The 23674-nt window shown below is 60.0% G+C and carries 16 protein-coding genes; 13 read left to right on the top strand and 3 right to left on the bottom strand.

All coding sequences use genetic code 11. The features are described from left to right. From GE107_RS12510 to rhaS, 11 genes are all read left to right on the top strand, one after another. The coding region (locus GE107_RS12510; RefSeq protein WP_255570431.1) for a condensation domain-containing protein at positions 1 to 1828 on the top strand (1828 nt) is incomplete at its 5' end. Continuing rightward, positions 1825 to 2574 (top strand): 4'-phosphopantetheinyl transferase family protein, encoded by a 750-nt coding sequence (locus GE107_RS12505; protein ID WP_370636399.1) that lies wholly within the window; start codon positions 1825 to 1827, stop codon positions 2572 to 2574. The genes GE107_RS12510 and GE107_RS12505, both read left to right, overlap by 4 nt. Positions 2575 to 2779: 205 nt before the next feature. Then, entirely contained in the window at positions 2780 to 3223 is a 444-nt protein-coding gene (locus tag GE107_RS12500) for a hypothetical protein (protein ID WP_219640308.1), read from the top strand. Positions 3224 to 3735: 512 nt separating this feature from the next. After that, complete coding sequence (locus GE107_RS12495) at positions 3736 to 4785, top strand: autoinducer 2 ABC transporter substrate-binding protein (protein ID WP_219640307.1); 1050 nt, start codon at positions 3736 to 3738, stop codon at positions 4783 to 4785. After that, positions 4775 to 6589, top strand: coding sequence for a sensor histidine kinase (locus tag GE107_RS12490; protein WP_219640306.1), 1815 nt, complete (start codon positions 4775 to 4777; stop codon positions 6587 to 6589). Before GE107_RS12495 ends, GE107_RS12490 begins: the two co-directional genes overlap by 11 nt. Positions 6590 to 6627: 38 nt before the next feature. After that, positions 6628 to 8250, top strand: a complete 1623-nt coding sequence (locus GE107_RS12485) for a response regulator transcription factor (RefSeq protein WP_219640305.1) — start codon at positions 6628 to 6630, stop codon at positions 8248 to 8250. A 13-nt stretch (positions 8251 to 8263) separates the two neighbouring features. After that, the gene (locus tag GE107_RS12480) at positions 8264 to 8590 is read left to right on the top strand and encodes an L-rhamnose mutarotase (protein ID WP_219640304.1); all 327 of its coding nucleotides are present in this window, start codon (positions 8264 to 8266) and stop codon (positions 8588 to 8590) included. A gap of 225 nt (positions 8591 to 8815) precedes the next feature. Continuing rightward, a complete protein-coding gene (locus GE107_RS12475) occupies positions 8816 to 10348 on the top strand; it encodes a sugar ABC transporter ATP-binding protein (protein ID WP_219640303.1) in 1533 nt (510 codons plus the stop codon). Then, on the top strand, positions 10345 to 11322 hold the full coding sequence (locus GE107_RS12470; protein ID WP_219640302.1) for an ABC transporter permease: 978 nt from the start codon (positions 10345 to 10347) through the stop codon (positions 11320 to 11322). Before GE107_RS12475 ends, GE107_RS12470 begins: the two co-directional genes overlap by 4 nt. 2 nt (positions 11323 to 11324) lie before the next feature. Beyond that, on the top strand, positions 11325 to 12314 hold the full coding sequence (locus tag GE107_RS12465; protein WP_219640301.1) for an ABC transporter permease: 990 nt from the start codon (positions 11325 to 11327) through the stop codon (positions 12312 to 12314). 66 nt (positions 12315 to 12380) lie between these two features. Then, positions 12381 to 13496 carry a rhamnose ABC transporter substrate-binding protein gene (gene rhaS / locus GE107_RS12460; protein ID WP_370636395.1) on the top strand — a complete coding sequence of 372 codons (1116 nt, stop codon included), beginning with the start codon at positions 12381 to 12383 and terminating at the stop codon, positions 13494 to 13496. Between the two features lie 634 nt (positions 13497 to 14130). Here rhaS and GE107_RS27415 read toward each other — a convergent pair. Beyond that, positions 14131 to 15090 carry a hypothetical protein gene (locus GE107_RS27415; protein WP_483298238.1) on the bottom strand — a complete coding sequence of 320 codons (960 nt, stop codon included), beginning with the start codon at positions 15088 to 15090 and terminating at the stop codon, positions 14131 to 14133. Between the two features lie 32 nt (positions 15091 to 15122). On the opposite strand from GE107_RS27415, the gene GE107_RS26565 reads away from it, so the two are divergent. Then, entirely contained in the window at positions 15123 to 19817 is a 4695-nt protein-coding gene (locus GE107_RS26565; protein WP_483298239.1) for a BclA C-terminal domain-containing protein, read from the top strand. Positions 19818 to 19866: 49 nt separating this feature from the next. Here the strand turns inward: GE107_RS26565 and GE107_RS12435 are convergent, their stop codons facing one another. Then, entirely contained in the window at positions 19867 to 20958 is a 1092-nt protein-coding gene (locus GE107_RS12435; protein WP_219640298.1) for a tetratricopeptide repeat-containing glycosyltransferase, read from the bottom strand. Continuing rightward, positions 20955 to 22658 (bottom strand): glycosyltransferase, encoded by a 1704-nt coding sequence (locus GE107_RS12430; protein ID WP_219640297.1) that lies wholly within the window; start codon positions 22656 to 22658, stop codon positions 20955 to 20957. Before GE107_RS12430 ends, GE107_RS12435 begins: the two co-directional genes overlap by 4 nt. A 109-nt stretch (positions 22659 to 22767) precedes the next feature. Here GE107_RS12430 and GE107_RS12425 point away from each other — a divergent pair, with 109 nt between their 5' ends. After that, positions 22768 to 23610 carry an SDR family NAD(P)-dependent oxidoreductase gene (locus GE107_RS12425; protein ID WP_219640296.1) on the top strand — a complete coding sequence of 281 codons (843 nt, stop codon included), beginning with the start codon at positions 22768 to 22770 and terminating at the stop codon, positions 23608 to 23610. The last annotated feature ends 64 nt before the right edge of the window (positions 23611 to 23674 follow it).

Below are 23674 nucleotides of genomic sequence, written 5' to 3'. Positions count from 1 at the left end.
GGCGTTCGTGCAGCTGGAGTCGATGCCGCTGACGGCGAGCGGGAAGGCGGACCGCAAGGCGCTGCCGGAGCCGGAGGAAGAGATGGCGACGGGGACGGAATACGCGGCGCCGGAGAACGGGACGGAGGAGAAGCTGGCGGCGCTATGGGCGGAATTGCTGCAGCGCGAGAGGGTGGGCGTCCACGACAACTTCTTCGAGCTTGGAGGCCATTCGCTCAAGGCGGCTGCGCTGACGGCCGCGGCAGAGCGGGAATTTTCCGTCCGCTTGCCGCTGAAGGAGGTCTTTCAACATCCGACCGTACGCGGGCTCGCATCCCGCATGCTGTCGGGCAAGTTGCAGCGGGCGTATCCTCCGATCCCCCCTGCCGCGCCGAAACCGCACTATCCGGCGACGCCGGCGCAAAGGCAAATGCTCATTCACGAAAGCCGCAATCCGGCAAGCCTGTCCTACCATATGCCGGCGGCTCTGATTCTGAAAGGGGATCTCGATTCCGGCAAGCTGCGGAAGGCTTTGGAGCTGTTGACGGAGCGGCATGAAGCGCTGCGCACCTCCTTCGGCCAGAAGGACGGGCGGATCGTTCAGACCGTTGCGGGACCAGTAGACGCTCCCTTCCTCATGCTCGATCCGGACGTATTTTTCGGAAGCGGCGGGAAAGAAGATTGGCAACAGGCCGCTTTCCGCTGGCTGCGTCCTTTCGACACCGCGAGGGCTCCCTTGTTCCGGACCGGTCTCGTACCGCTCGGAGAACGGCAGCACTTGTTCCTCTTCGATATTCATCATGCCGTATCGGACGGCTTGTCGAACGGCTTGCTCGTCTCGGATCTCACTGCCTTGTACGAGGGAAGGCCGCTTCCGCCGGTCAAGGCGCAGTTGAAGGATTACGGCGAGTGGCTCGCCCGGATATTGTCCGGACCGGAACGGGACCGGGAGCTCGACTACTGGCTGACCCGTTTCGCGGACGGCGTTCCTTCGCTGGATTGGCCGACGGACGCGGATCGGTCGGTATTGACCGACCCGGCCGCGCGGGACGAAGGACGCCGATACCGGTTTGCAGCCGAAGGGGAGATGACGGATGCACTCCGGCGGCTGGCGCGGGATGCCGGGTGCACGCTTTCCATGGCGCTGCTCGCCGCCTATCAGGCGATGCTTGGGTTTTGGTGCGGGACGGAGGATGTCGTGACCGGCCTGCCGACGGCGGGGCGTTCGCATCCTGATCTCGACCATACCGCGGGGCTGCTGGTTCAAACGCTTCCGATCCGCAATCGGCCGATCCGTTCTCTTTCCTTTGCCGACTGGTTGGCGGAGGTTAAGACCAGCATGCTTCAGGCTTTCGACCATCCATGGCTGCCGGCGGAAGAGCTGGCCGAGCTGCTGGACGAACGGGGGCTGCTCCGCTGGGATGCGACACGGCATCCGCTGTTCGATACGATGTTCGTGATGCAGAATATCGATGCCATGGAAACGGGGAGCGGCGAACTGCAATGGGAGCCGTTGGACTGGAGCTTTGCCACGGCGAAGGCGGATCTGGTGCTGGAAGCGGAGGAGAGGGACGGCAAGCTGGCGCTCGTCTTCGAATTCCGCAGCCGTTTGTTGCCGGAAGGAACGGTCTCCCTGATGGCTGACGGTCTGCTGAAGCTGCTCGAGAGAGCGGCCGCGGATCCGCGAGCGGCGCTCGGAGAGCTGGCCAAGGCCGCTTTGCCGGAAGGGCTGTCGCCGAGCCCGGGACATGGACCGGGAGATGGAGAGGAAGGGTTATTGTTCGGGAGCGGATTTTTCTTTCCGGAGACCGAAGAGATCCAGGCAGAGGAGGACAACCGTTGGAAGTGATCGCGGTTCGCGTCGGCGACGGCATCGCGGAGCCTATGTTCGGCATGCTGCTGGACAAAGTGGCGGAGGAGAAACGAAGCCGTATTCTCAGGTTCCGCCATCGCGAGGATGCCGTGAGGACTCTAAGCGCGGATTTGCTCGTTCGAGCCTGGTTGATGGAGAGACTGGGGTGGAGCAACCATGAGATCGCGTTTACGGCGAACGAGTACGGCAAACCGGCTTTGGCCGGCCGCGGGGGCAACCGCGCGGCCGGGCTGCACTTCAACGTATCGCACGCCGGGGAATGGGTCGCCGCCGCATTCGACCGCTCCGCCGTCGGGATCGACGTCGAGGGGGTGGATGCCGTCCCGCTCGATCTCGCCGGCCGGATCCTGACTCCCGCCGAATTATCGGTATTCAACGAACTACCTGCAGACGAGCGCAAGGATGGGCTGTGCCGTTTCTGGACACGCAAGGAAAGTTACGTGAAAGCGGTCGGAAAAGGACTGAGCCTTCCGCTGCGCGGCTTCTCCGTACTGCCGGCGGAAACGGGGGTCGCGTCTCGGGTCGGGGACGGCGGCGGGCAAGCGGAATGGTTCTGCAAGACCTTCGCCCTCGACTCGGCTTACCGATTGTCGGTATGCGCGCAAAGCCGCGGTTTTCCGGACCGTGCTGACGTATGGGAGTTCAAAAGGCTGACGGACGTATTCTCGTCCGCCTCCGTCCGTTCGAGATTGCCCGCAAGTCCGCCCGGTGCCGTAACCTGAACATGTTAGATATCGCCCCCTCTCCCGCTTCCGACAGGCGAGGGGGCTGCGTTTTAAGAGGGGGATAGCATCGTACGATAGCTCGATTCACTGTACTTTCAAACGGATGGGACTTGAGACCGTCGACCGTTTCTCCCAACTTATGCTATGATTTGACCACATCTGGAAGCACCGGTGTACATCATCTCTCAATGGAGGAAACGCTATGGAAGAGTGGGCAAGCCGGCTTTTGGATGCGATGAACATGCTCAGTCAGGACATGAATGCGCTCAAACAGGACATGAATGTCCTCAAACAGGACATGAATGCGCTCAAACAGGACATGAACGTGATGAATCAAGACTTCACGAATTTCCGCAGCGAAGTCAGGAATGACATCCGGGAATTGCGCGGCGAGGTTGCGGAACTGCGAGGAGAGGTCGCGGCATTAAACGTCAAAATCGACAACCTCGACGCTCGCGTCGACAGGCTGGAAGTCCGCTTCGAACGTTTGGAGAAACGATCGGACGTCATGCTGAAGGAGATCGCGCTGGTGCGCGAGGACGTGACGGAGATCCGCAAAAAACAATACGTGCAGGAATTGTCCTTCTCCGAGATCGCGCGTACGCTGGTCGAACATAGCGCCATGATCAAGATGGCGATGCCATAAAGAACCACGCCGCCCCCCCTCTCGCGTTTCCGGCAGGAGAGGGGGTTCGAATTTCAAATAGAATCTGACTTTTCGCCGGAATTTCCACGATTCTATTCGATATTTCATACAGACAACAATGCCGCTGTGCGGCACCATCAAAAGGATGAAATGGGGCCATTTCAGGGTAGAATTACGAGAAGCCCCTTAACCTGGCTCGATTTACTTGAATCTTTCGAGCCATTCGCCATGTCGAGAATACTTGATCGTTGATTGTTAAATGGTCAGCCATCGTTTTTTCATACGAGGGGGAATTGCACTTCCCTCATCCCGAACCGGACGGGAACGATTAATTCGCCTCGCAATTCGCACAATGCCCATTCTCTCCCGGAATCCCGAAAAGCGTCCCCCGTATCCGAAGATCGTCATCTGCCCAAAAAGCGGCAGTCGGGTTATTTTGGGAGTTGAACGTTGCGCCTCCCCGATTCCGTGATATGATCGAACATATGGCATGCTTCCGAGGAGGAACCGGCTTGTTTCGGCGGATGGTTCTGCTGCTTGCTTTCTTCGTCATCCTCTGCGCTTGCGGGAACGGAAAGTCCGGTCCATACGAGGTTGTGTTCTCGATGGACGGCCCGCCGAATTCCGAAAGCGCATCCATTACCGCCGTTCCTGCCGGGAAACGGTATACGATCGCCATCGTGCCCAAAGGCGTCGAAATCCCCTATTTTCAATATGCTGCCGAAGGAGCGCGCGAGGCGGGGGCCGAGTTCGGGGATGAAGTCATCTTCGAGGGTCCCCGGAACGCCGACGCGGAGGAACAGATCCGGATCATCGAGGATTTGATCGACCGGAAGGTGGATCTGCTCGCCGTATCCGCCAACGATCCGGATAAGCTGGTGCCCGTTCTGCGGAAGGCAAAGCAGCAGGGGATCCGCGTCATCACTTGGGATGCGGACACGGAGCCTCCGGCCCGCGAGTTCTTCGTGAACATGGTGGAGCCGGAAACGCTGGGACGGCATCTGATGGATACGATGGCCATGTCCATGGGGGAATCCGGCGAATTCGCCATCCTGACGGGATCCTTGGCGGCGGCGAACCTGAACGAATGGCTTCGGTGGATTCGCGTTCAGCACGAGGAATTTTATCCGAACATGAAGCTCCTGGAGGTCGTTCCCACGGACGACGATCAAAACAAAGCATACGAAGAGGCGCGGCGGCTGCTGGCCGAATATCCGAACCTCAAGGGACTGCTCGGCAATTCCTCCGTCGGTCCGCCGGGAGCCGCCAAAGCCGTGCGGGAGGCGGGCAAAGCGGGCCGGGTCAAGGTGGTCGGACTCTCCAACCCCAATCTGATGGCGGAGTATTTGCGCGACGATTCCGCCCAGATGGCCACGCTGTGGAGCCCGAAGAAACTCGGTTATTTGACGGTCGTGCTCGCCCACCGGTATCTGGACGGCGCCAAACCCGCGGACGGGCAGGAAATCGATAAGGTCGGGAGCATCCGGGTGAACGGGGACATGGTGATCATGGGAGAACCTCTCGATTTTACCAAGGACAACGTGGACCAGTATGATTTTTAAAAGGGGACTCACCTTCCGTTTCCGCGACATGCGGCTCAGCTCCAAGCTCATCGTCACCTACTTGCTCCTTACCGTCATACCCTTGTCGCTGCTCGGCTATTTGACCTATGCGCAGTATGCGAGGTCGGTAGAAGCGCAAATCGGAGAATACATGCCCAAGTTCCTCTACCAAGCGAATGCCGACATCGCCAAGCATATGAACGAGCTGATGAAGCTGCCCGAAATGCTGTTCAACTCGGAAGACAGCCTGGCCATTCTGCGCCGGAGCCATTATGGCAACCGTTCGGACATGAACCGGGACCGCTATATTTTGAACGGCTATTTGACCCGGACCTATATGGCCGGCAGCAACCCGGACCTCATCGGCGTGTACGTCCTCTCGAACGGACGGCTGTTTCAAAGCGCGAAAATCTCCTTCCGCGAGCAGGATTGGCAGCAATCGCTGCAGCGGTACGGAGAGCAGTGGGGGAGAGACGATCGGACGCGTATCCTGCTCCCGGGACAAATCGACCTTCGGTTCGCTTCGGACGTCCCTTACGTGTTCCTGCTCAAGCCGCTGTTCGACGCCGACAACCGGAAGCTGCTCGGAAACATGCTGATCGCGGTCGACTTGTCGTTCATCGACGGGATCCTGCACAATTTCGAAACGAACGAACGCGCCCAGCTGTGGGTGATGGACGGGGCGGGACAAATCGTTTACCATACGGACCGCAGCAAGATCGGACAACGGGATCCGGAGATCTCCCATTACCCGGTCAAGAACGGAAGCTTCCGCAGTATGGCGGGCGGGGAGTCCAGGCTCGTCAGCGTCAACCAATCGCAAGCGCTGGGATGGGTGCTCGTGCACAGCATCCCGGCCAAAGTCCTCACGGAGCGGACCGATTTCGTCCGGAACGTGACGATATTCGTCTTCGCCGGCATCGTTCTCGTCACTTCGCTGATCGCGGTGTTGTTCTCCTGGAACGTCACCCGCCCTCTCCAGAGGCTGAGCAGCCTGATGAAAACCGTGGAGAGGGGGAATTTCGAGGTCGACCTGAAAGTCCCGGGAGGGGACGAAGTGGGGACGCTCGCCCGCAGCTTCAATTCCATGATCGGCACGATCCGGGAATTGATCCGCGAGAACTATCAGATCGAGATCCGCCAGAAGGAAGCCGAGCTCTACGCCTTGCAGTCCCAAATCAATCCCCATTTCATGTACAACACGCTCGAAACGATCGGGATGGCCGTGGAAGAGGGGGAACGGGAGCCGGTGGTGGAGATGGTGACGCTGCTCGGCCGAATGCTCCGCTTCTCCGTCTCGAACCAGTCCAAATCGGTGACGATCGGAGAAGAAGTCCAGCATGTCCGAGATTACTTGACGATCCAGAAGTATCGGTTCGAGGATCGGCTCGACTTCGCGATCGAGCTTCATCTCGACGACCGGGAACCGCATACGATGTACACGCCGAAGTTCATTTTGCAGCCGGTTGTCGAGAACGCCATCAAGCACGGGCTGGAAATGCGCAAAACGCTGGAAATCCGCATCGCCGTGAGCCGGGAATTCGGCGCCCGCTCCGGCAAGACCGATCTTGTCATGCGGGTGAGGGACAACGGGCCCGGCATTCCGGATGAGCGGCTGGAGCAGATGGAGCGGATGCTCCGCAGCGCCGGCTACGAGGGGCGAAGCAACGGGTTCGGCTTAAGCAACGTGAACGCGAGAATCGTGATGATGCACGGCCCGCAATACGGGATCCAAATCCACAGCATCAAGGGATTAGGCACCGAAGTGACGATCCGCATCCCCGTGATGCATGCGTTGGAGTAAACGGAACGGGCGGCCTGGATAACAGGGGGGGAGACGACGTGCAAACGATACGGACGTTGATCGTGGACGATGAAGCCCGCATCCGCAGGGGGATCGAGCGGCTCGTCCTTTCCTGCGGAGAGGGCTGGGAAGTGGCGGCCGCCGTGAGCGACGGGTTCGAAGCCCTCGAATACTTGAGACGTTCGGGCGGCGGAGTGGATCTGCTCATCACCGACGTCAAAATGCCGGAAATGGACGGTCTCGAACTGATCCGGGAAGCCAAGAAGCATTACACCTTCTATCCTCTCGTCATCAGCGGGTATGACGATTTCGCCTACGTGCGGTCGGCTCTGCGGGAGGGGGCGCTCGATTATTTGCTGAAGCCGGTGGACCGTGAGCAATTCCGGGAGCGGATGGCCGATATCCGGAACCAAATCGCGAGCGGGCGTTACCGGGTCCTGAAGTGGGGCGAAATGGAGAAGGAAGCGGCCAAACTCAAGGAGAGCCGCCAATCTCGCACGTTAGCCGCCGTCACGTCCGCGGAGGCGGACCTGGCGAGCTTCGGATATTGGGTGGAAGAATTTCCGACCGGCCGTTACCTCTTGTCGTGCATCCGGTTGGACACGCTTCCCGTCAAGGCCCGCAGCTATTCGGCGAAGGACTGGAAGGCCTACTACTATGCTCTCGAAAATATGATCGGGGAAATCGCCGGTTCCTTCGCGGACGGGGCGGACCGGCAGGCGTGGTATTGGCGAGGTGCCGATTCCGACTTCTGGACGCTGCTTCAGTCCGGCGATGCCGAACGCGATGTCGGGGAGGACGCGTACGCGATGGCCGAACGGATCCGGTCCGCCATCCGTACTTACACGCCTTTCTCGGTGTCCGTCTCTTTCGGGGAGCCCTTCGAGGATTTGTATTTGCTCCCGGACGCCAAGCGGCAGGCACTCCATCTAATGAATTACCGGCTGATTTACGGAGACAACCAGGTATTCCGTCCGGCGCAGGAAAAGGCCGATAACCGGGTCAACGCATCATCCGACTTCCTTGCGCTGGCTCAGCAGCTCAAGCGCAGCATCGAGCAAACCCGGGCGTCGCAATCCGCGGAGCTGGTCGACAAGCTGTTCGACAAGTTGGAACGGCTGGACTCCCCCGAGCTGCTGCAATCGGTGCTGCAGAACGTCGTGATCCTCATCCATTCCGCCCGGGTGGAGAGCCAGGGAAGCATCGGCCGATCCACTCCGGTGGAGCAGGAATTGGCACAGCTCAAGAAGGCGGCCCATCTGTCCGAGTTAAAGCGGCAGGTGAACCGGCTGGCCGGCCAAGCGATCCGGGACATCGAAGCGTCCCGCGATTCCGGCAGCGCAGGGCCGGTGGAACAAGCCAAGGCATGGATCAGGGAGCACCTCGGGCACGACCTTACGATCAAGAAGATCGCCGACCAGGTACACATGAATCCGACCTATTTTTGCGAGTGCTTCAAGCTGCAGACCGGGGAAACGATACTGGACTATCTGACCGCGCTGCGGATCGGCAAAGCGAAGGAGCTCTTGCTTGACCCCGGGATGAAGCTATCCGACGTCAGCCCCCGGGTCGGCTATCAGGACGCCAAATATTTCAGCCGCCTGTTCAAGCAATGGACCGGGCAGACCCCCACCCAATATCGGGACAACGCCGGAATCTGAGGAGGACGAGAAGATGGAAAACAGCCGCAAATTCGCATGGACTTGGAAGGTCAAGTCGGAGTGTTTAGAGGAATACGTGGAGATGCACCTGAATCCGTGGCCGGAAATCATGCAGGCGCACACCGAGGCGGGCATCCGCAATTATTCGATTTTCCAGCAGGGCAACCGGTTTTTCTACTGCTTCGAGTGCGACGACGTGCAAGCCGCGTTCGATTACATCGCGAAGAACGAGGCATGCAACCGCTGGAACGCGATCACTTCGAAGATGGTGGAAGGGTCTTTCGATTTCAACGAAGCGGAACCGATCAAGCCGATGCGGGAAGTGTTCTACCTGAAATAGGAAATGCAGTGAATGAATTTGGGAGGTCCGGCGGATGCCGGATCTTTTTTGTTTCCGTTCACCTGTTCCACCGAAAAGCGAAGAACACATGGCATCCCCGTCAATCTCCGAAGGATTTCCCCCCGATCCGAAAGCTGTCGCCTTCTGGCGAGCAGCCCGATGCGGTAGTTTGGTTGTATAGCCGCACGCACGATACGACAGACCGATCGAAAGGGGGAGACAGCGGTGGCGGGAACCGAATACGTATTGGAGCTTAAAGGCATTACCAAAATATTTCCGGGCGTGAAAGCGCTGGACGACGTCTATTTCAAGCTCAGGCCCGGCGAAATCCACGCTCTGATGGGCGAGAACGGAGCGGGCAAATCGACCTTCATCAAGGTGATCACGGGCGTGCACGCCCCCGACGAGGGCGAGATGTTCCTGAACGGCCGCAAGGTCTCGTTCCGGAATCCGACGGACGCCAAGAAGGCGGGGATCGCCGCGATCTACCAGCATGTGACGTGTTACCCCGACCTGAGCGTGACCGAGAACATTTTCATGGGTCACGAGAAAATCGCCAAGGGAACGAAACGCATCCTCTGGCGGGATATGCACGAGGAGGCGGGTCGCCTCCTGCGGGAGCTGGGAGCGGGTTTCAGCCCGAAGATCCAGATGGGGGCGCTGAGCGTCGCGCAGCAGCAAATCGTCGAAATCGCCAAGGCGTTGTCCGTGGACGCCAAAATCATCATCATGGACGAACCGACGGCCGCGCTCACCCGAAGCGAGAGCGAAGAATTGTACCGGATCGCCGAACGGCTTCGGGATCAGGGGAAATCGATCATTTTCATCTCCCACCGCTTCGAGGACATGTACCGGCTGGCGAGCGTGGTAACGGTGTTCCGGGATTCCCGTTATATCGGCACCTGGAACGTGAACGAAATTTCGAACCATGACCTGATCATCGCCATGGTCGGCCGCGAAATCTCGCAGCTGTTTCCCAAAAAAGAAGCGGGGATCGGGGAGGAACTGCTCCGAGTGGAGGGACTGGGCCGAACGGGATATTTCGCGGACGTCTCGTTTACCCTCCGGCGCGGAGAGATTCTGGGCTTAACCGGCTTGGTGGGAGCCGGCCGGACCGAAGTGTGCCAATCCTTGTTCGGGATCACGCGCCACGACAAAGGCCGCATTTTCCTGAAAGGGGAAGAAATGCGCGTTCGGAGCCCGCGGGAAGCGATGCGGCGCGGGATCGGATATTTGCCGGAAGACCGGCAGAAGCAAGGGCTCGTGCTGCAATGGGCGATCGGGCGGAACATTTCGCTGCCCGCGCTGGAGAAGATCTCGGGCAGAGGCGCGCTTCAGATCCGCAAGGAGCTGGAGATCGCCAAGCGGCTGGCGGAGAAGGTCAGCGTCAAGGCGAGAAGCGTGTTCGACCTCGTGAGCTCCCTATCGGGAGGGAACCAGCAGAAGGTCGTATTCGCCAAGCTGCTGACGGCGGAGCTGGACGTGCTCATCCTGGACGAACCGACCAAGGGCGTGGATGTCGGCGCGAAGTCGGCGATTTACGAGATCATCGGCGATTTGGCTTGCGCCGGATACGGCATAATCCTCGTTTCGTCCGAGATGCCGGAGATCATCGGGATGTGCGACCGCGTCGCCGTCATGCGGGAAGGGCGAATTGCCGCCGCGCTGAACCGCGAAGGTTTGACGCAGGAAGCGATCCTGGCGGCATCGATGGACGACGGGGCAAATTCTTACGGGCAAAGGCGGGCGGAGGCATGAGCGCGAAAATCGCCAAGTTCCGCGAACTCGGTCTGCTTGTCTTCATCGTACTGATGTCGGTCGGCGTCCAGCTGCGGAATCCGAGTTTCCTGACGTGGGAGAACATCAACGACATGATCACCAATACCGCGATCCTGAGCATTCTCGCGGTCGGCATGATGCTCGTCATCGTGACGAGAGGAATCGATCTCTCGATCGGCGCTACATTGGCGCTCTCGGGCATGACCGCGGCGCTTGCCGTCAGCCATTCCCCGGGACTCTCTCCGCTTGCCGCCATCGGGATCGGAACGGGAATCGGACTTGTTTGCGGCATGGCGCTCGGGGTACTGGTCGCTTGGGTCAACATCCTGCCGATCATCGCTACGCTCGGGATGATGAACGTGTTCCGCGGGCTCACGTTCGAGTCGAGCGGAGGCAAGTGGGTCAGCGCGCATCAGATGCCCGACAGTTTCAAGAACATCGCCACCGGGTCGTTGCTCGGCATCAACAACCTGATCGCGATCGCCATCCTCGTTTACGCGGTTGCCTATTATTTCGTGAGCCATACGCGGACCGGCCGCAGAATCTACGCCGTGGGCAGCAATCCGGAATCCGCGGCCGTCAGCGGGATCCATAGCGCCAGAATCCTGTGGCTCGTCTACACGATCATGGGCGGATTGTCCGGACTCGCGGGCGTGCTCTGGGTGTCGAAGTTCGCCTCCGCGCAAGGGGATACGGCATCGGGATACGAGCTCAGCGTCATTGCGGCCTGCGTCCTCGGCGGCGTAAGCATAGCAGGCGGCGTAGGCAAAATTTCCGGCATCGTGCTCGGCTCCGTGCTCCTCGGCATTCTGAACAACGCGCTGCCGATGATCGACGTCTCCGCGTTCTGGCAGATGTTCATCCAAGGCGCGATCATCCTGATCGCCGTGCTGATCAACGCGCTGGTGAAGCGGGGAATCGACCGCAACAACCTGATGAGGAGGAAGATCTAGCCGTGGAGCCCCGTGTGATTCCGAACAAGCAGGAATGGTCGTGGAGAGGTTTCGTTCTTCAATGGGAGTGGCTGCTTGTCGTCCTCATTCTGATCGTGTTCGCGTTGAACGCGAGCCTGTCCGAATTTTTCCTGGATTACGGCAATCTGAGAGACGCGACGATGGGCTTCCTGGACAAGGCGTTCATCGTGCTTCCGATGGTGTTCATCATCCTGATGGGCGATATCGACATTTCCGTTGCTTCGATCGTGGCCTTATCCTCCGTCACGATGGCGGATCTATACAGCCATGGCATGCCGATGGAATGGGCCATGATGGTCTGTCTGGCCGTCGGAACCGCGTGCGGGTGGATCAACGGCATGCTGATCGTGAAGTTCAAGGAACTGTCTTCCGTCATCGTGACGCTCGCCACCATGATCATTTACCGGGGTATCGCCTACATCCTGCTGGAGGACCAGGCGGCGGGCAAGTTTCCCAAATGGTTCAAGTTCCTCGGCTGGGATTATGTGGGGAACATTCCCTTCATTTTGCTCGTATTCGCGGTTTTCGCGGTCGCGTTCGGGTGGCTGCTTCATAAGACGGCGTTCGGACGCAAGGTCTACGCGATCGGCAACAACGCGACCGCAAGCCGGTACTCCGGAGTCGAAGTCGACCGGATCAAGGTCGTCGTTTTCACGCTGGCCGGTTTCATGTCCGCCGTCACCGCCCTGTTCCTGACGGCCCGGATGGGGAGCAGCCGCCCGAACATCGCGACGGGTTACGAGCTGGAGGTCATCGCCATGGTCGTGCTCGGCGGCGTCAGCACCGCCGGGGGCAAAGGGAGGATGATCGGGGCCATCCTGGCGGTGTTCCTGATCGGGTATCTCCGCTACGGACTCGGCCTGATCAACGTCTCCGCGCAGTCGCTGCTCATCATCCTCGGGCTGCTGCTGATTTTCGCCGTGGCGATTCCCCGGCTGAAGCTGCTCCGATCTCCGGTACGTAAAGCGTAACTCCGTTACATGACGGTCTTCCGGCCGTTTTGTATAGCCACCAACAGAACAAGGGAGGAACAGCAAGTGAAGAAAAAGCATGGGGTTATCGGTCTGATCGCGGTTATGATGTTGACGCTGCTCGCCGCCTGCGGCAAAAGCGGCAATTCGGAGGGCGGCGCAAGTCCCAGCCAGGCGGCTGTAAGCGAATCGCCCAGCGCGAGCGCGAGCGCAAGTTCAAGTGAGTCGCCTTCCGGGAACGGCGGGGGCGCGAAGAAGAAGTTCGCCATCATTTTCAAAAACACGGGCAACCCCTACGGCGAGAAGATGATGGAAGGCTTCAAGAAAGCCATAGAGGAAGTAGGAGGGGAAGCCATCCTGAAGGCGCCGGATCAGCCGACGGCGGAAGCGCAAATCCAGATGATCGAGGAATTGATTTCCCAGAAGGTCGACTCTATCGCGATCGCCGCCAACGATCCGGACGCTCTGCAGCCGGCCCTGGAGAAAGCGATGAACGCGGGCATCAAGGTGCTGTCGCTCGATTCCGCCGTTAACGCGGCGAGCCGCCTTGTCCACGTGAACCAGGCGGATCCCGAGCGGATCGGGCGCACGCTGATCCAAGGCGTTTCCGAGATGATCGGCGGCGAAGGCGAAATCGCCATCCTCAGCGCGACCTCCCAGGCGACGAACCAGAACACTTGGATCGAGTGGATGAAGAAAGAGCTCGAGGATCCGAAATACAGCAAAATCAAGCTGGTGAAAGTCGCTTACGGCGACGACCTCCGCGACAAGAGCGTATCCGAGACGGAAGCGCTGCTGAAATCGTACCCGAACCTCAAAGGCATCATCGCGCCGACGACGGTCGGGATCGCGGCCGCGGGCAAAGTGCTCACCGACAAAGGGCTCAAAGGCAAGGTGCAATTGACAGGCCTCGGCTTGCCGAGCGAGATGGCGGAATACATCGAAAGCGGCGTTTGCCAATGGATGTACTTGTGGAATCCGATCGATGTCGGGTATCTGTCCGGCTACGTCGCTGACGGGCTCGTCAAAGGTACGCTGACCGGCAAGGTCGGCGAGAAGATCACGGCCGGCACGCTGGGCGAGAAAGTAGTCGTCCAGGACGGCGACGGCACGCAAATCATGCTCGGCGATCCGTTCAAGTTCGATGCGTCGAACATCACGGAGTGGAAGTCCGTGTATTGATTTACGGAAGAAAACACGGCGTTTGACGAGAATAGGTGATTTTAGACCCGCGTAATCAGCGGGTCATTTTTTTTCGGAGACGAATTCTGGACATCGTTAGGCCGGTCCCCAAGTACGATATCGATTCCTTGATTTTGGTTAACGGCCTAAAACGTTCTATTCCGATTGTTTATACAATGATTCGGGAGGTGAAGAATGGGTGTGAAAAGCAGAATAACGAAATCTTCCGTTGCGAAAAAAAAACGTCACATCCGCATTCATCACCACCGCAAACGTCACCTCCGTATACGTGACTTCCATGCACGTTATCTCCCTAAACGAAAAAAGAAGAATCGAGAGCGCGGAAGAAAATCTGAACGCCATAAGAATAAACGAAACAAACACCGAAAGTCGCATCGACATAAGAATAGAAGAATAATTAGAGGGAAGCGCGGCCCCGTTGGCCCACAGGGTCCACCGGGTTTACCCGGTCCCCCTGGAGCCACCGGGATTCCAGGAACTCCTGGCTCTATGGGAATTGCCGGTGAAACCGGTCCAACCGGGCCTACGGGTCCAACGGGTTCCGCAAACGGACCAACCGGACCGACGGGTCCGACCGGAGCAACGGGACCGACGGGAATCGTACCGCTGAGGCTCACAGGGCCGACGGGACCGACCGGTCCAACCGGTCCAACCGGTCCGACAGGTCCAACAGGTCCAACAGGTCCAACGGGGCCAACCGGGCCGACAGGAACAATAGGAGCGATGGGAGCAGTAGTAATACCGTCTGGACCAACGGGACCAACGGGACCAACGGGTCCAACGGGGGCAACGGGGCCAACGGGGGCAACCGGACCAACGGGGGCAACCGGACCAACGGGGCCAACGGGGGCAACCGGACCAACGGGGCCAACGGGACCAACGGGACCAACGGGACCAACAGGACCAACGGGGCCAACAGGACCAACGGGGGCAACAGGACCAACGGGACCAACCGGATCAACTGGCCCGACGGGTGACCCCGGACCGACAGGGGAGACGGGACCAACGGGTCCGACGGGGCCGACAGGGCCAACCGGATCAACCGGCCCGACGGGTGATCCCGGACCGACAGGGGCGACAGGACCAACGGGTTCCACAGGGGCAACTGGACCAACCGGCCCGACTGGGGCAACAGGGCCAACAGGGGCAACTGGCCCGACAGGGGCAACGGGGCCGACAGGGCCGACAGGACCGACAGGACCGACGGGAGCAACGGGACCAACCGGCCCGACTGGGGCAACGGGGCCGACAGGGCCGACAGGACCGACGGGAGCAACGGGACCAACCGGCCCGACTGGGGCAACGGGGCCGACAGGGCCGACAGGACCGACGGGAGCAACGGGACCAACCGGTCCGACTGGCCCGACAGGGCTGACAGGACCGACGGGAGCAACTGGACCAACCGGTCCGACTGGGCCGACTGGCCCGACAGGGGCAACGGGGCCGACAGGGGCAACGGGGCCGACAGGGCCGACAGGACCGACGGGAGCAACGGGACCAACCGGTCCAACCGGACCAAGCGGACCAACCGGACCAACCGGACCAACCGGACCAACCGGACCAAACGGACCAACCGGACCAACCGGACCAACGGGAGCAACGGGACTGACTGGAGAAACCGGACCAACCGGACCAACGGGAGCAACGGGACTGACTGGAGAAACCGGACCAACCGGACCAACCGGACCAACGGGAGCAACGGGACTGACTGGAGAAACCGGACCAACCGGACCAACGGGAGCTACGGGACCGACTGGAGAAACCGGACTAATAGGACCGACAGGTCCCACAGGGCCAGGTAACGGAGCGACCGGCCCGACGGGTCCGACTGGACCCACAGGGCCAGGAAATGGAGCGACCGGACCAACCGGATCTACAGGGCCGACGGGTGAAGCCGGACCAACGGGACCAACCGGCACTACCGGACCGACAGGAGCAACGGGGCCGACAGGAGCAGCAGGAGAGACCGGACCAACCGGATCCACAGGGCCGACCGGGCCAACTGGATCCACAGGAGCGACAGGCCCGACGGGACCGACCGGAGCGACAGGACCGACAGGACCGACAGGACCGACGGGATCGACCGGAGCGACAGGACCGACGGGACCGACCGGAGCGACAGGACCGACGGGACCGACCGGAGCGACAGGACCGACGGGACCGACCGGAGCGACAGGACCGACGGGACCGACCGGAGCGACAGGGCCAACGGGACCGACCGGAGCGACAGGGCCAACGGGACCGACCGGAGCGACAGGGCCAACGGGACCGACCGGAGCGACAGGGCCAACGGGACCGATCGGAGCGACAGGGCCAACGGGACCGATCGGAGCGACAGGGCCAACGGGACCGACCGGAGCGACAGGGCCAACCGGACCGACCGGAGCGACAGGGCCGACGGGTCCGACAGGAGCAACGGGACCGACCGGACCGACCGGAGCGACAGGGCCGACGGGTCCGACAGGAGCGACAGGGCCGACGGGACTGACAGGACCGATAGGGCCAACCGGACCGACGGGTGAGACAGGAGCCACGGGGCCAACGGGACCGATAGGGCCAACCGGACCGACGGGTGAGACGGGAGCCACGGGTCCGACAGGACCGACAGGACCTATTGGTGAAACTGGACCGACCGGACCGATAGGTGAGACTGGACCAACGGGACCGACAGGGCCGACAGGGACAATGGGTCCGACAGGACCAACTGGTCCGACCGGGCCGACAGGAGCAACTGGACCGACCGGACCAACAGGTCCGACAGGGGCGACAGGGCCAACAGGACCGACAGGAGCGACAGGGCCGACGGGACCGACCGGACCAACGGGTCCGACAGGAGCGACAGGACCAACAGGACCAACCGGATTGATAGGTGAGACCGGACCAACGGGTCCGACAGGTGCGACAGGGCCAACTGGCCCGACCGGATCGATAGGTGAGATTGGCCCAACGGGACCGACAGGGGAGACAGGGCCAACAGGACCGACTGGATCGATAGGTGAAACTGGACCAACGGGACCGACTGGAGCAACAGGGCCGACCGGATCGACAGGACCAACAGGACCAATAGGAGCAACGGGAGCAACGGGAGCAACGGGAGCAACAGGAGCAACAGGAGCAACAGGAGCAACTGGACCAACCGGTGAGGCTGGACCAACGGGGCCGACAGGACCAACCGGAGCAACGGGACCAACCGGAGCAACGGGGCCAACAGGAGCAACCGGACCAACCGGACCAACAGGTGACACCGGACCGACTGGGCCAACCGGAGCAAACGGACCGACGGGGCCAACAGGAGCAACCGGACCAACCGGACCAACCGGACCAACAGGTGACACCGGACCGACTGGGCCAACCGGAGCAAACGGACCAACGGGACCGACAGGAATAGCCGGACCAACCGGACCAACAGGTGACACCGGACCGACAGGACCAATTGGACCCACAGGGCCAGGAAACGGAGCTACAGGACCGACAGGGCCGACAGGACCCACAGGGCCAGGAAACGGAGCGACCGGACCAACCGGACCCACGGGGCCGACGGGCGAAGCCGGATCAACGGGACCAACCGGCCCGACTGGGGCAACGGGGCCGACAGGACCGACTGGACCGACGGGACCAACTGGACTAACGGGACTAACGGGCGACACAGGGCCAACCGGGCCAACGGGCGATACCGGCCCAACGGGACCGACAGGTGCGATCGGTTCAATAGGGCCAACCGGACCTACGGGCGACACAGGGCCAACCGGACCATCGGGCGACACAGGGCCAACCGGGCCAACGGGCGACACTGGGCCAACCGGGCCAACGGGCGATACCGGCCCAACGGGACCGACGGGTGCGATCGGGTCAACGGGGCCAACCGGACCAACCGGACCAACCGGACCAACCGGACCAACAGGCGACACTGGCCCGACGGGGCCAACGGGCGATACCGGACCAATAGGACCAACCGGAATGACGGGACCGATCGGACCAACGGGTCCGACAGGGGACACCGGCCCAACGGGACCGACTGGAGCAACAGGACCGACCGGCCCAACGGGACCTACAGGCGACACTGGACCAACGGGACCGACTGGAGCAATCGGACCGACTGGACCTACGGGTGACACTGGACCAACGGGGGCGACGGGCGATACCGGCCCAACGGGACCGACTGGAGCAGTCGGACCAACTGGCCCAACGGGGCCGACAGGAGCGACAGGGCCGACAGGGCCGACAGGAGCGACAGGGCCGACCGGACCAACCGGACCGACAGGACCAACAGGACCGACCGGGCCGACCGGACCAACCGGGCCAACGGGACCAACCGGAATGACGGGACCGACCGGCCCAACGGGAACTACAGGCGACACGGGACCAACGGGACCTGCTGGAGCAACTGGACCGACGGGTCCAACCGGAATGACCGGACCGACCGGCCCAACTGGACCTACGGGCGACACTGGACCAACGGGACCGGCTGGAGCAACTGGACCGACGGGTCCAACCGGATTGACGGGACCGACTGGCCCGTCGGGTCCGACAGGCGATACCGGTTCGACTGGGCCAACGGGTCCAACCGGAATGACCGGACCGACCGGCCCAACGGGACCGACTGGAGCAACCGGCCCAACGGGACCAACCGGAATGACGGGACCGACCGGCCCAACGGGACCGACTGGAGCAACCGGCCCAACGGGACCAACCGGAATGACGGGACCAACCGGCCCAACGGGACCAACCGGAATGACGGGACCGACCGGCCCAACGGGACCGACTGGAGCAACCGGCCCAACGGGACCAACCGGGATGACGGGACCGACCGGCCCAACGGGACCGACTGGAGCAACCGGCCCAACGGGACCAACGGGACCTACAGGCGATACTGGACCAACTGGACCGACTGGAGCAACCGGCCCGACAGGGCCAACGGGACCAACCGGAATAACGGGACCGACCGGCCCGACTGGACAGACGGGTGACACCGGCCCAACCGGCCCAACAGGGACAACGGGACCGACTGGAGCAACCGGCCCAACCGGCCCAACCGGCCCGACTGGACCGACGGGTGATACCGGCCCAACTGGCCCGACCGGCCCAACTGGACCCACCGGATTAACGGGACCGACCGGCCCAATTGGGCCGACGGGCGATACCGGCCCGACGGGACCGACAGGAGCAACCGGCGCGATGGGTCCAACAGGACCCACCGGAATAACGGGCCCGACTGGAGCAACTGGCCCGACGGGTGACACCGGCCCAACCGGCCCGACTGGAGCAACGGGCCCAACTGGCCCAACTGGACCCACCGGAATAACGGGCCCAACCGGCCCGACTGGAGCAACCGGCCCAACGGGTCCAACTGGACCCACCGGAATAACGGGACCGACTGGCCCAACGGGTCCAACCGGACCCACTGGAATAACGGGACCGACTGGCCCAACGGGTCCAACCGGACCCACTGGAATAACGGGTCCGACTGGCCCAACTGGACCGACTGGAGCAACCGGCCCAACGGGTCCAACTGGACCCACCGGAATAGCGGGAGCAACCGGCCCAACGGGTCCAACCGGACCCACCGGAATAACGGGAGCAACCGGCCCAACGGGTCCAACCGGACCCACCGGAATAACGGGACCGACTGGCCCAACGGGTCCAACTGGACCCACCGGAATAACGGGACCGACCGGCCCAACCGGAGCAAGCGGTCCAACTGGACCGACCGGACCCACAGGGCCAACAGGATTGACCGGCCCAACCGGCCCAACCGGCCCAACCGGTCCAACCGGCCCGACCGGTCTGACGGGTCCGACTGGACCGACTGGACCGACTGGCCCAACCGGTCCAACCGGCCCAACAGGCGCAACCGGACCCACCGGTCCAGCCACAACGTCTTCCTACGGATATTTTTTCAATACCGCTGCGGCAACTGTTATTGTGCCTGCAGGCGCAGATATCACATTCAGTTCAAACGGACCCTCTTCGGGAGGCGTCGCGCATACCCCGGGAACGGCACCCGTTACCGTAGCCGTCGCAGGCGATTATATGATTATTTACGAAGTAACCACGAACGGAGCCAGCCAAACCGCGTACGCGATTGTGCTCAACGGCGTTGTACAATCCTCTACGAGATTCGGCGACCAAACCGGCGGCGGCAGCGATGTTCAAACACTCGTTGGTTCTTCCATCCTTACCATTCCTGCCGGATCTACGCTTACGCTCCGCAATGTCGGCGCAACATCCGATACCCTGCCTCCGACATCAGATGGGCAAACGATCGTTAACTCTTCGATCCGACTCGTAAGAATCAGCTAAGGGATGCATTCCGTTGTGAAAGAAACAGGGCTCTTGCTGCGCGCTGCACCTAGAGCCCTGCTTTTATTTTTTCCGAAATGATCTCCAAGTTGCTTCTCAATCGCTGGTCATTCGGGGCCATCTTCACAGCCTGTTCCGCAAACCGATAAGCTTTCTCGTACATCCCCAATTCATAGCAGCTTAGTGCTCCCAAATCGTAAAGCGAAAAATCCCATGCAAACGATTCGCTTATATAGGACAGGGGACGCTCAATAATGCGCAAAGCTTCTTCCACCATATGATAAACCGCGGGCCAATCCCTTGCTTCGTAAGCCAATTGAGCCATTTCCGCATATGGTTCTCTTAAATTCGGGGCCTCGGCAATGGCTTTATACAACCAGCATTTCGCTTCGGATATATCGTTCTTTGCTTTGCAGGCTCTGGCGATATATCGCATGGAAGCGCATCGTTCGTCCTTCCATCGCGAGCGCGGCAAGGCAAGGTGCTTCTTCAAGGTCTCGATGCATTTGTCCCACATCCCGTAATACATATACTCCCGTCCCAGGTAGTGCATATTTCGGTCGTCCTCGGGATCTTCTTTTACCGCCAGCTCCAATAAGGGGAGGTATTGACCACGGGATTTTGCCGGATCCGGATAATGGTTTAATTGGATTCCGGCTTCCCAACCGTATACGTCCGGATCGTCTCCGTAGTAGGCGAGAATTTCATGAACGGGATGCGTCCACCGGAATCCGTTCCTTCTGTGAATTTTCTCGTACCAGAAAGTGACTCCCCTGTTTCCGTCAGGCAGGAAGTTCCACGTGTACATGTACTTTAACCGGGTCATGTCCGGGGTCCAGGCCGCTTCCAGCTTCTTTCTCCAGCCGGGCTCCAACACTTCGTCCAAATCCGTACACACGCAGACGTCGATATCCCGGGGGACAAATTGGAGAGAGATATTCCTGGCCACATCGAAACGCCATGGATTCAAATGGATTCGATGGACGACCGCCCCTCGGGATTCCAGCTTCGCTGCGGTTCCATCCATGGATCCCGTATCGGTTACGACGACCAAGTCCGCTTCCTTCATGGAATCCATCCACCGATCGACGAATTGCTCTTCATTTTTCGAAATGGCGTAAACCGCTACTTTCAGCTTCATGAGATGGCCCCGCTTTCCATCCGAGCGAGTTCCCCGATTTTGGTTTTCAAGCGAGAGAATTCCGGGTCCCATGCGATCGGAGTAAAGTGGTAGTCAATGATTTTGCTCGTCAACCGTTCGGCTTCGTTTAATGCGAATAAGGCTTCCCCGTTTCTTTCCAACTCATTTAAATACAAGGCTTTCTTCACATAAGGTTCTCTCCGGTCCGGCAGGTGAAGAATCGCGTTGTTGAGGCATAATAGAGCCATGGAGGAGTTCCTTTGATTCCTGTAAACCTCGTGCAGCTGCAAATACAAGTAGGCTTTATCGCTGTCGGCAATCGCGAGCGCGGTTTCTATGGCTTGCCGGGCTTCATTCCATTCTCCGCGCGCGAGATATTCTATCGCTAGAAAGCTCCAAGATTTCCAAATATCCTTGCGCTCACGAACAGACTGCAGCAATAAGGGGAGATAGTAGCTTCTGGATTTCTGCTGATCCGGCTCCTGAAACATGTAGAAATCATCCAGGAACTTGACTTTCTCTTCCGCATGGCTTTCCAAAATTTCGTGAATGGGCAACTTCCATGTATATCCCGTCCTGCTATGAATGCGATTATGCAAATGTTCGGTATGATGTTCGGGAGACCAGAATGTTTTAAACCGATGATGATATCGGGTAATGCCGTATTCCCAATGGCGGATCAAATAAGCCTTCCAATCTTCCATGAGATATTCGTCGATATCCATAGAGATGCAAACATCAATGTCTGAACCCACCAGAGACAAAGCAGCATTCCGGGCATCATCAAATCGCCAGGGGGATACGTGTATGGAGAATGTCTTCACCGGTGCTTCGGGATGTTTCTCCGTGAACCGTTGAATCCGTTCGTTGGTTTCGTCGGTTGAGCCGGTATCGCATAAGACGATTTCGTCCGCCTGCTTCGTGGAATCCAAGAAGCGCTCGATAAACTTCTCTTCATTCTTGTAGATGCCATAGATTCCGATGATCGGACGGTTGGCTTCCGCAATCTCCGCGGCGGTATGCAGATCGGGGTTCCATCCGATGTAAACGCCCAGTTCGTTCTCAACCCTGCAAATGGCGATGTTGGGGAAAGACTCCATAACCTCGCGATGGCTCCAGTCATCCTTGATGTGCCGTTCATAAGGATTGCCGCGGTATTCTCCCTGCGGATACGGAACGACCGGAATGCTTAAGACAATGAATTCGCTGCTGTTCAGCAGTTTCTTATAGGTCGCGATGGCATCGTTCTTGCTCATGTGCTCTAATACATCACCGCAGATGGTGATTCCAAATGCTTCATCGGGAGACCATTCCCGGATATCGAGATTGAGAACCCGGTCGTATTTCCGATCCAGATTGAATTCAAGGATATAGTCCTTCCAAATTTCAACCGCTACAAACCGAACGCCGGGAAGCCGGGGGCGAAGGTCGTCGGAATAGAATCCGGCCCCTGCGCCTACGTCGAGAATTGACCGGTGGCGGCAATTAGCCATGATGCGGCGAATGAGCCGGTTGCTCCAGGCTTTACCCGATGCGGAACTGTAAGGCAATACGCTCACCCTTTGCAAAGGCATATTTACAAGGAAGGGGCAGGCAGACATGAATCCAGGCATTACAACATATGTGTTTGGCGTCTTCGGAGTGACTTGCACCCATGGTCGAGTGCGGATAATCGGGAGGAGACGATCCTGCCCGGACAAGAGATCAATAGCGACTCCAAGGTTCGTTGCGAAATGAATATGACAGTCCCTGACATATTGCTGCGAGTAAGATCAAGAGAGATTGCTTGAAGAAGGAGATGGAGGAAAGATGAGCAAGATGCTGGAAGGCAAAGTCGCCCTCGTGACGGGCGGAAGCAGGGGGGCAGGCCGGGGCATTGCCTTGGAGCTTGGGAAAGCCGGAGCAACCGTCTATATCTCGGGAAGAAGTTTGCGCGGCGCGACGACCTGCGATTTTCCGGGAAGCATAGATGAAACCGCCGAGGAGATCCGCTTGGCCGGCGGATCGGCTATCGCATGCCGCTGCGACCACACGCGCGACGAGGAGACGGAGGCGCTCATCGGGAAGATCCGGCAGGAGCAAGGAGGTCTCGACATTCTGGTGAACAACGTTTGGGGACTGCACGAATTCGAAACCAATATGCAGCCCAAACCCTTCTGGGAATCTCCCTTGCAGCTGTGGGAAGCGATGTTTCAGCGAGGAGTGCGCGCGCAAATCGCGACGAACCGTTATGCGATTCCGCTGATGTTGGAGAAGGGTACCGGCTTGATCGTACACACCACCTTCCGGGATCAGGATAAGTATCTGGGAACCTTCTATTACGATCTTGCGAAGAACGCGATTAACCGGATGGTGTTCGGATTGGCGCAGGATCTTGCCGGTACCGGAATCACGGCGGTCGGGGTTTCCCCCGGATGGATGCGGACGGAACTGGTGCTTCGGGTCTTCCAGACGGACGAAGATCATTGGCGGGAAGTCGAAGCTTTGGGGCGCACGGAGTCCCCGCATTACGTCGGACGTGCGGTTGCCGCTTTGGCAGGAGACCGCGATGTGCGGCGCCGGAACGGGCAAGTGCTGCAGGCCGGGGAACTCGCGCGGGAATACGGGTTCACGGATGTCGACGGGAGGCTGATCCCTCCGTTTGTTGTTTGAACGCCGAACCGTTCTTCAAACGGGTGAATATCCTGCTGTTGATCAGCCGACGGGAGGATAAAGC

This window comes from Cohnella sp. CFH 77786 (genome assembly GCF_019400745.1).
In the GTDB taxonomy this organism is placed as follows: domain Bacteria; phylum Bacillota; class Bacilli; order Paenibacillales; family Paenibacillaceae; genus Cohnella.
The sequence above is the reverse complement of the archived record's forward strand: the minus strand, read 5'-3'. Positions and strand labels throughout refer to the sequence as shown.

Coding starts and splice junctions, on each gene's coding strand:
- GE107_RS12500 (WP_219640308.1), top strand. CDS start 2,780: ATGGAAGAGTGGGCAAGCCGGCTTTTGGATGCGATGAACATGCTCAGT.
- GE107_RS12490 (WP_219640306.1), top strand. CDS start 4,775: ATGATTTTTAAAAGGGGACTCACCTTCCGTTTCCGCGACATGCGGCTC.
- GE107_RS12480 (WP_219640304.1), top strand. CDS start 8,264: ATGGAAAACAGCCGCAAATTCGCATGGACTTGGAAGGTCAAGTCGGAG.
- GE107_RS12470 (WP_219640302.1), top strand. CDS start 10,345: ATGAGCGCGAAAATCGCCAAGTTCCGCGAACTCGGTCTGCTTGTCTTC.
- GE107_RS12435 (WP_219640298.1), bottom strand. CDS start 20,958: ATGAAGCTGAAAGTAGCGGTTTACGCCATTTCGAAAAATGAAGAGCAA.
- GE107_RS12425 (WP_219640296.1), top strand. CDS start 22,768: ATGAGCAAGATGCTGGAAGGCAAAGTCGCCCTCGTGACGGGCGGAAGC.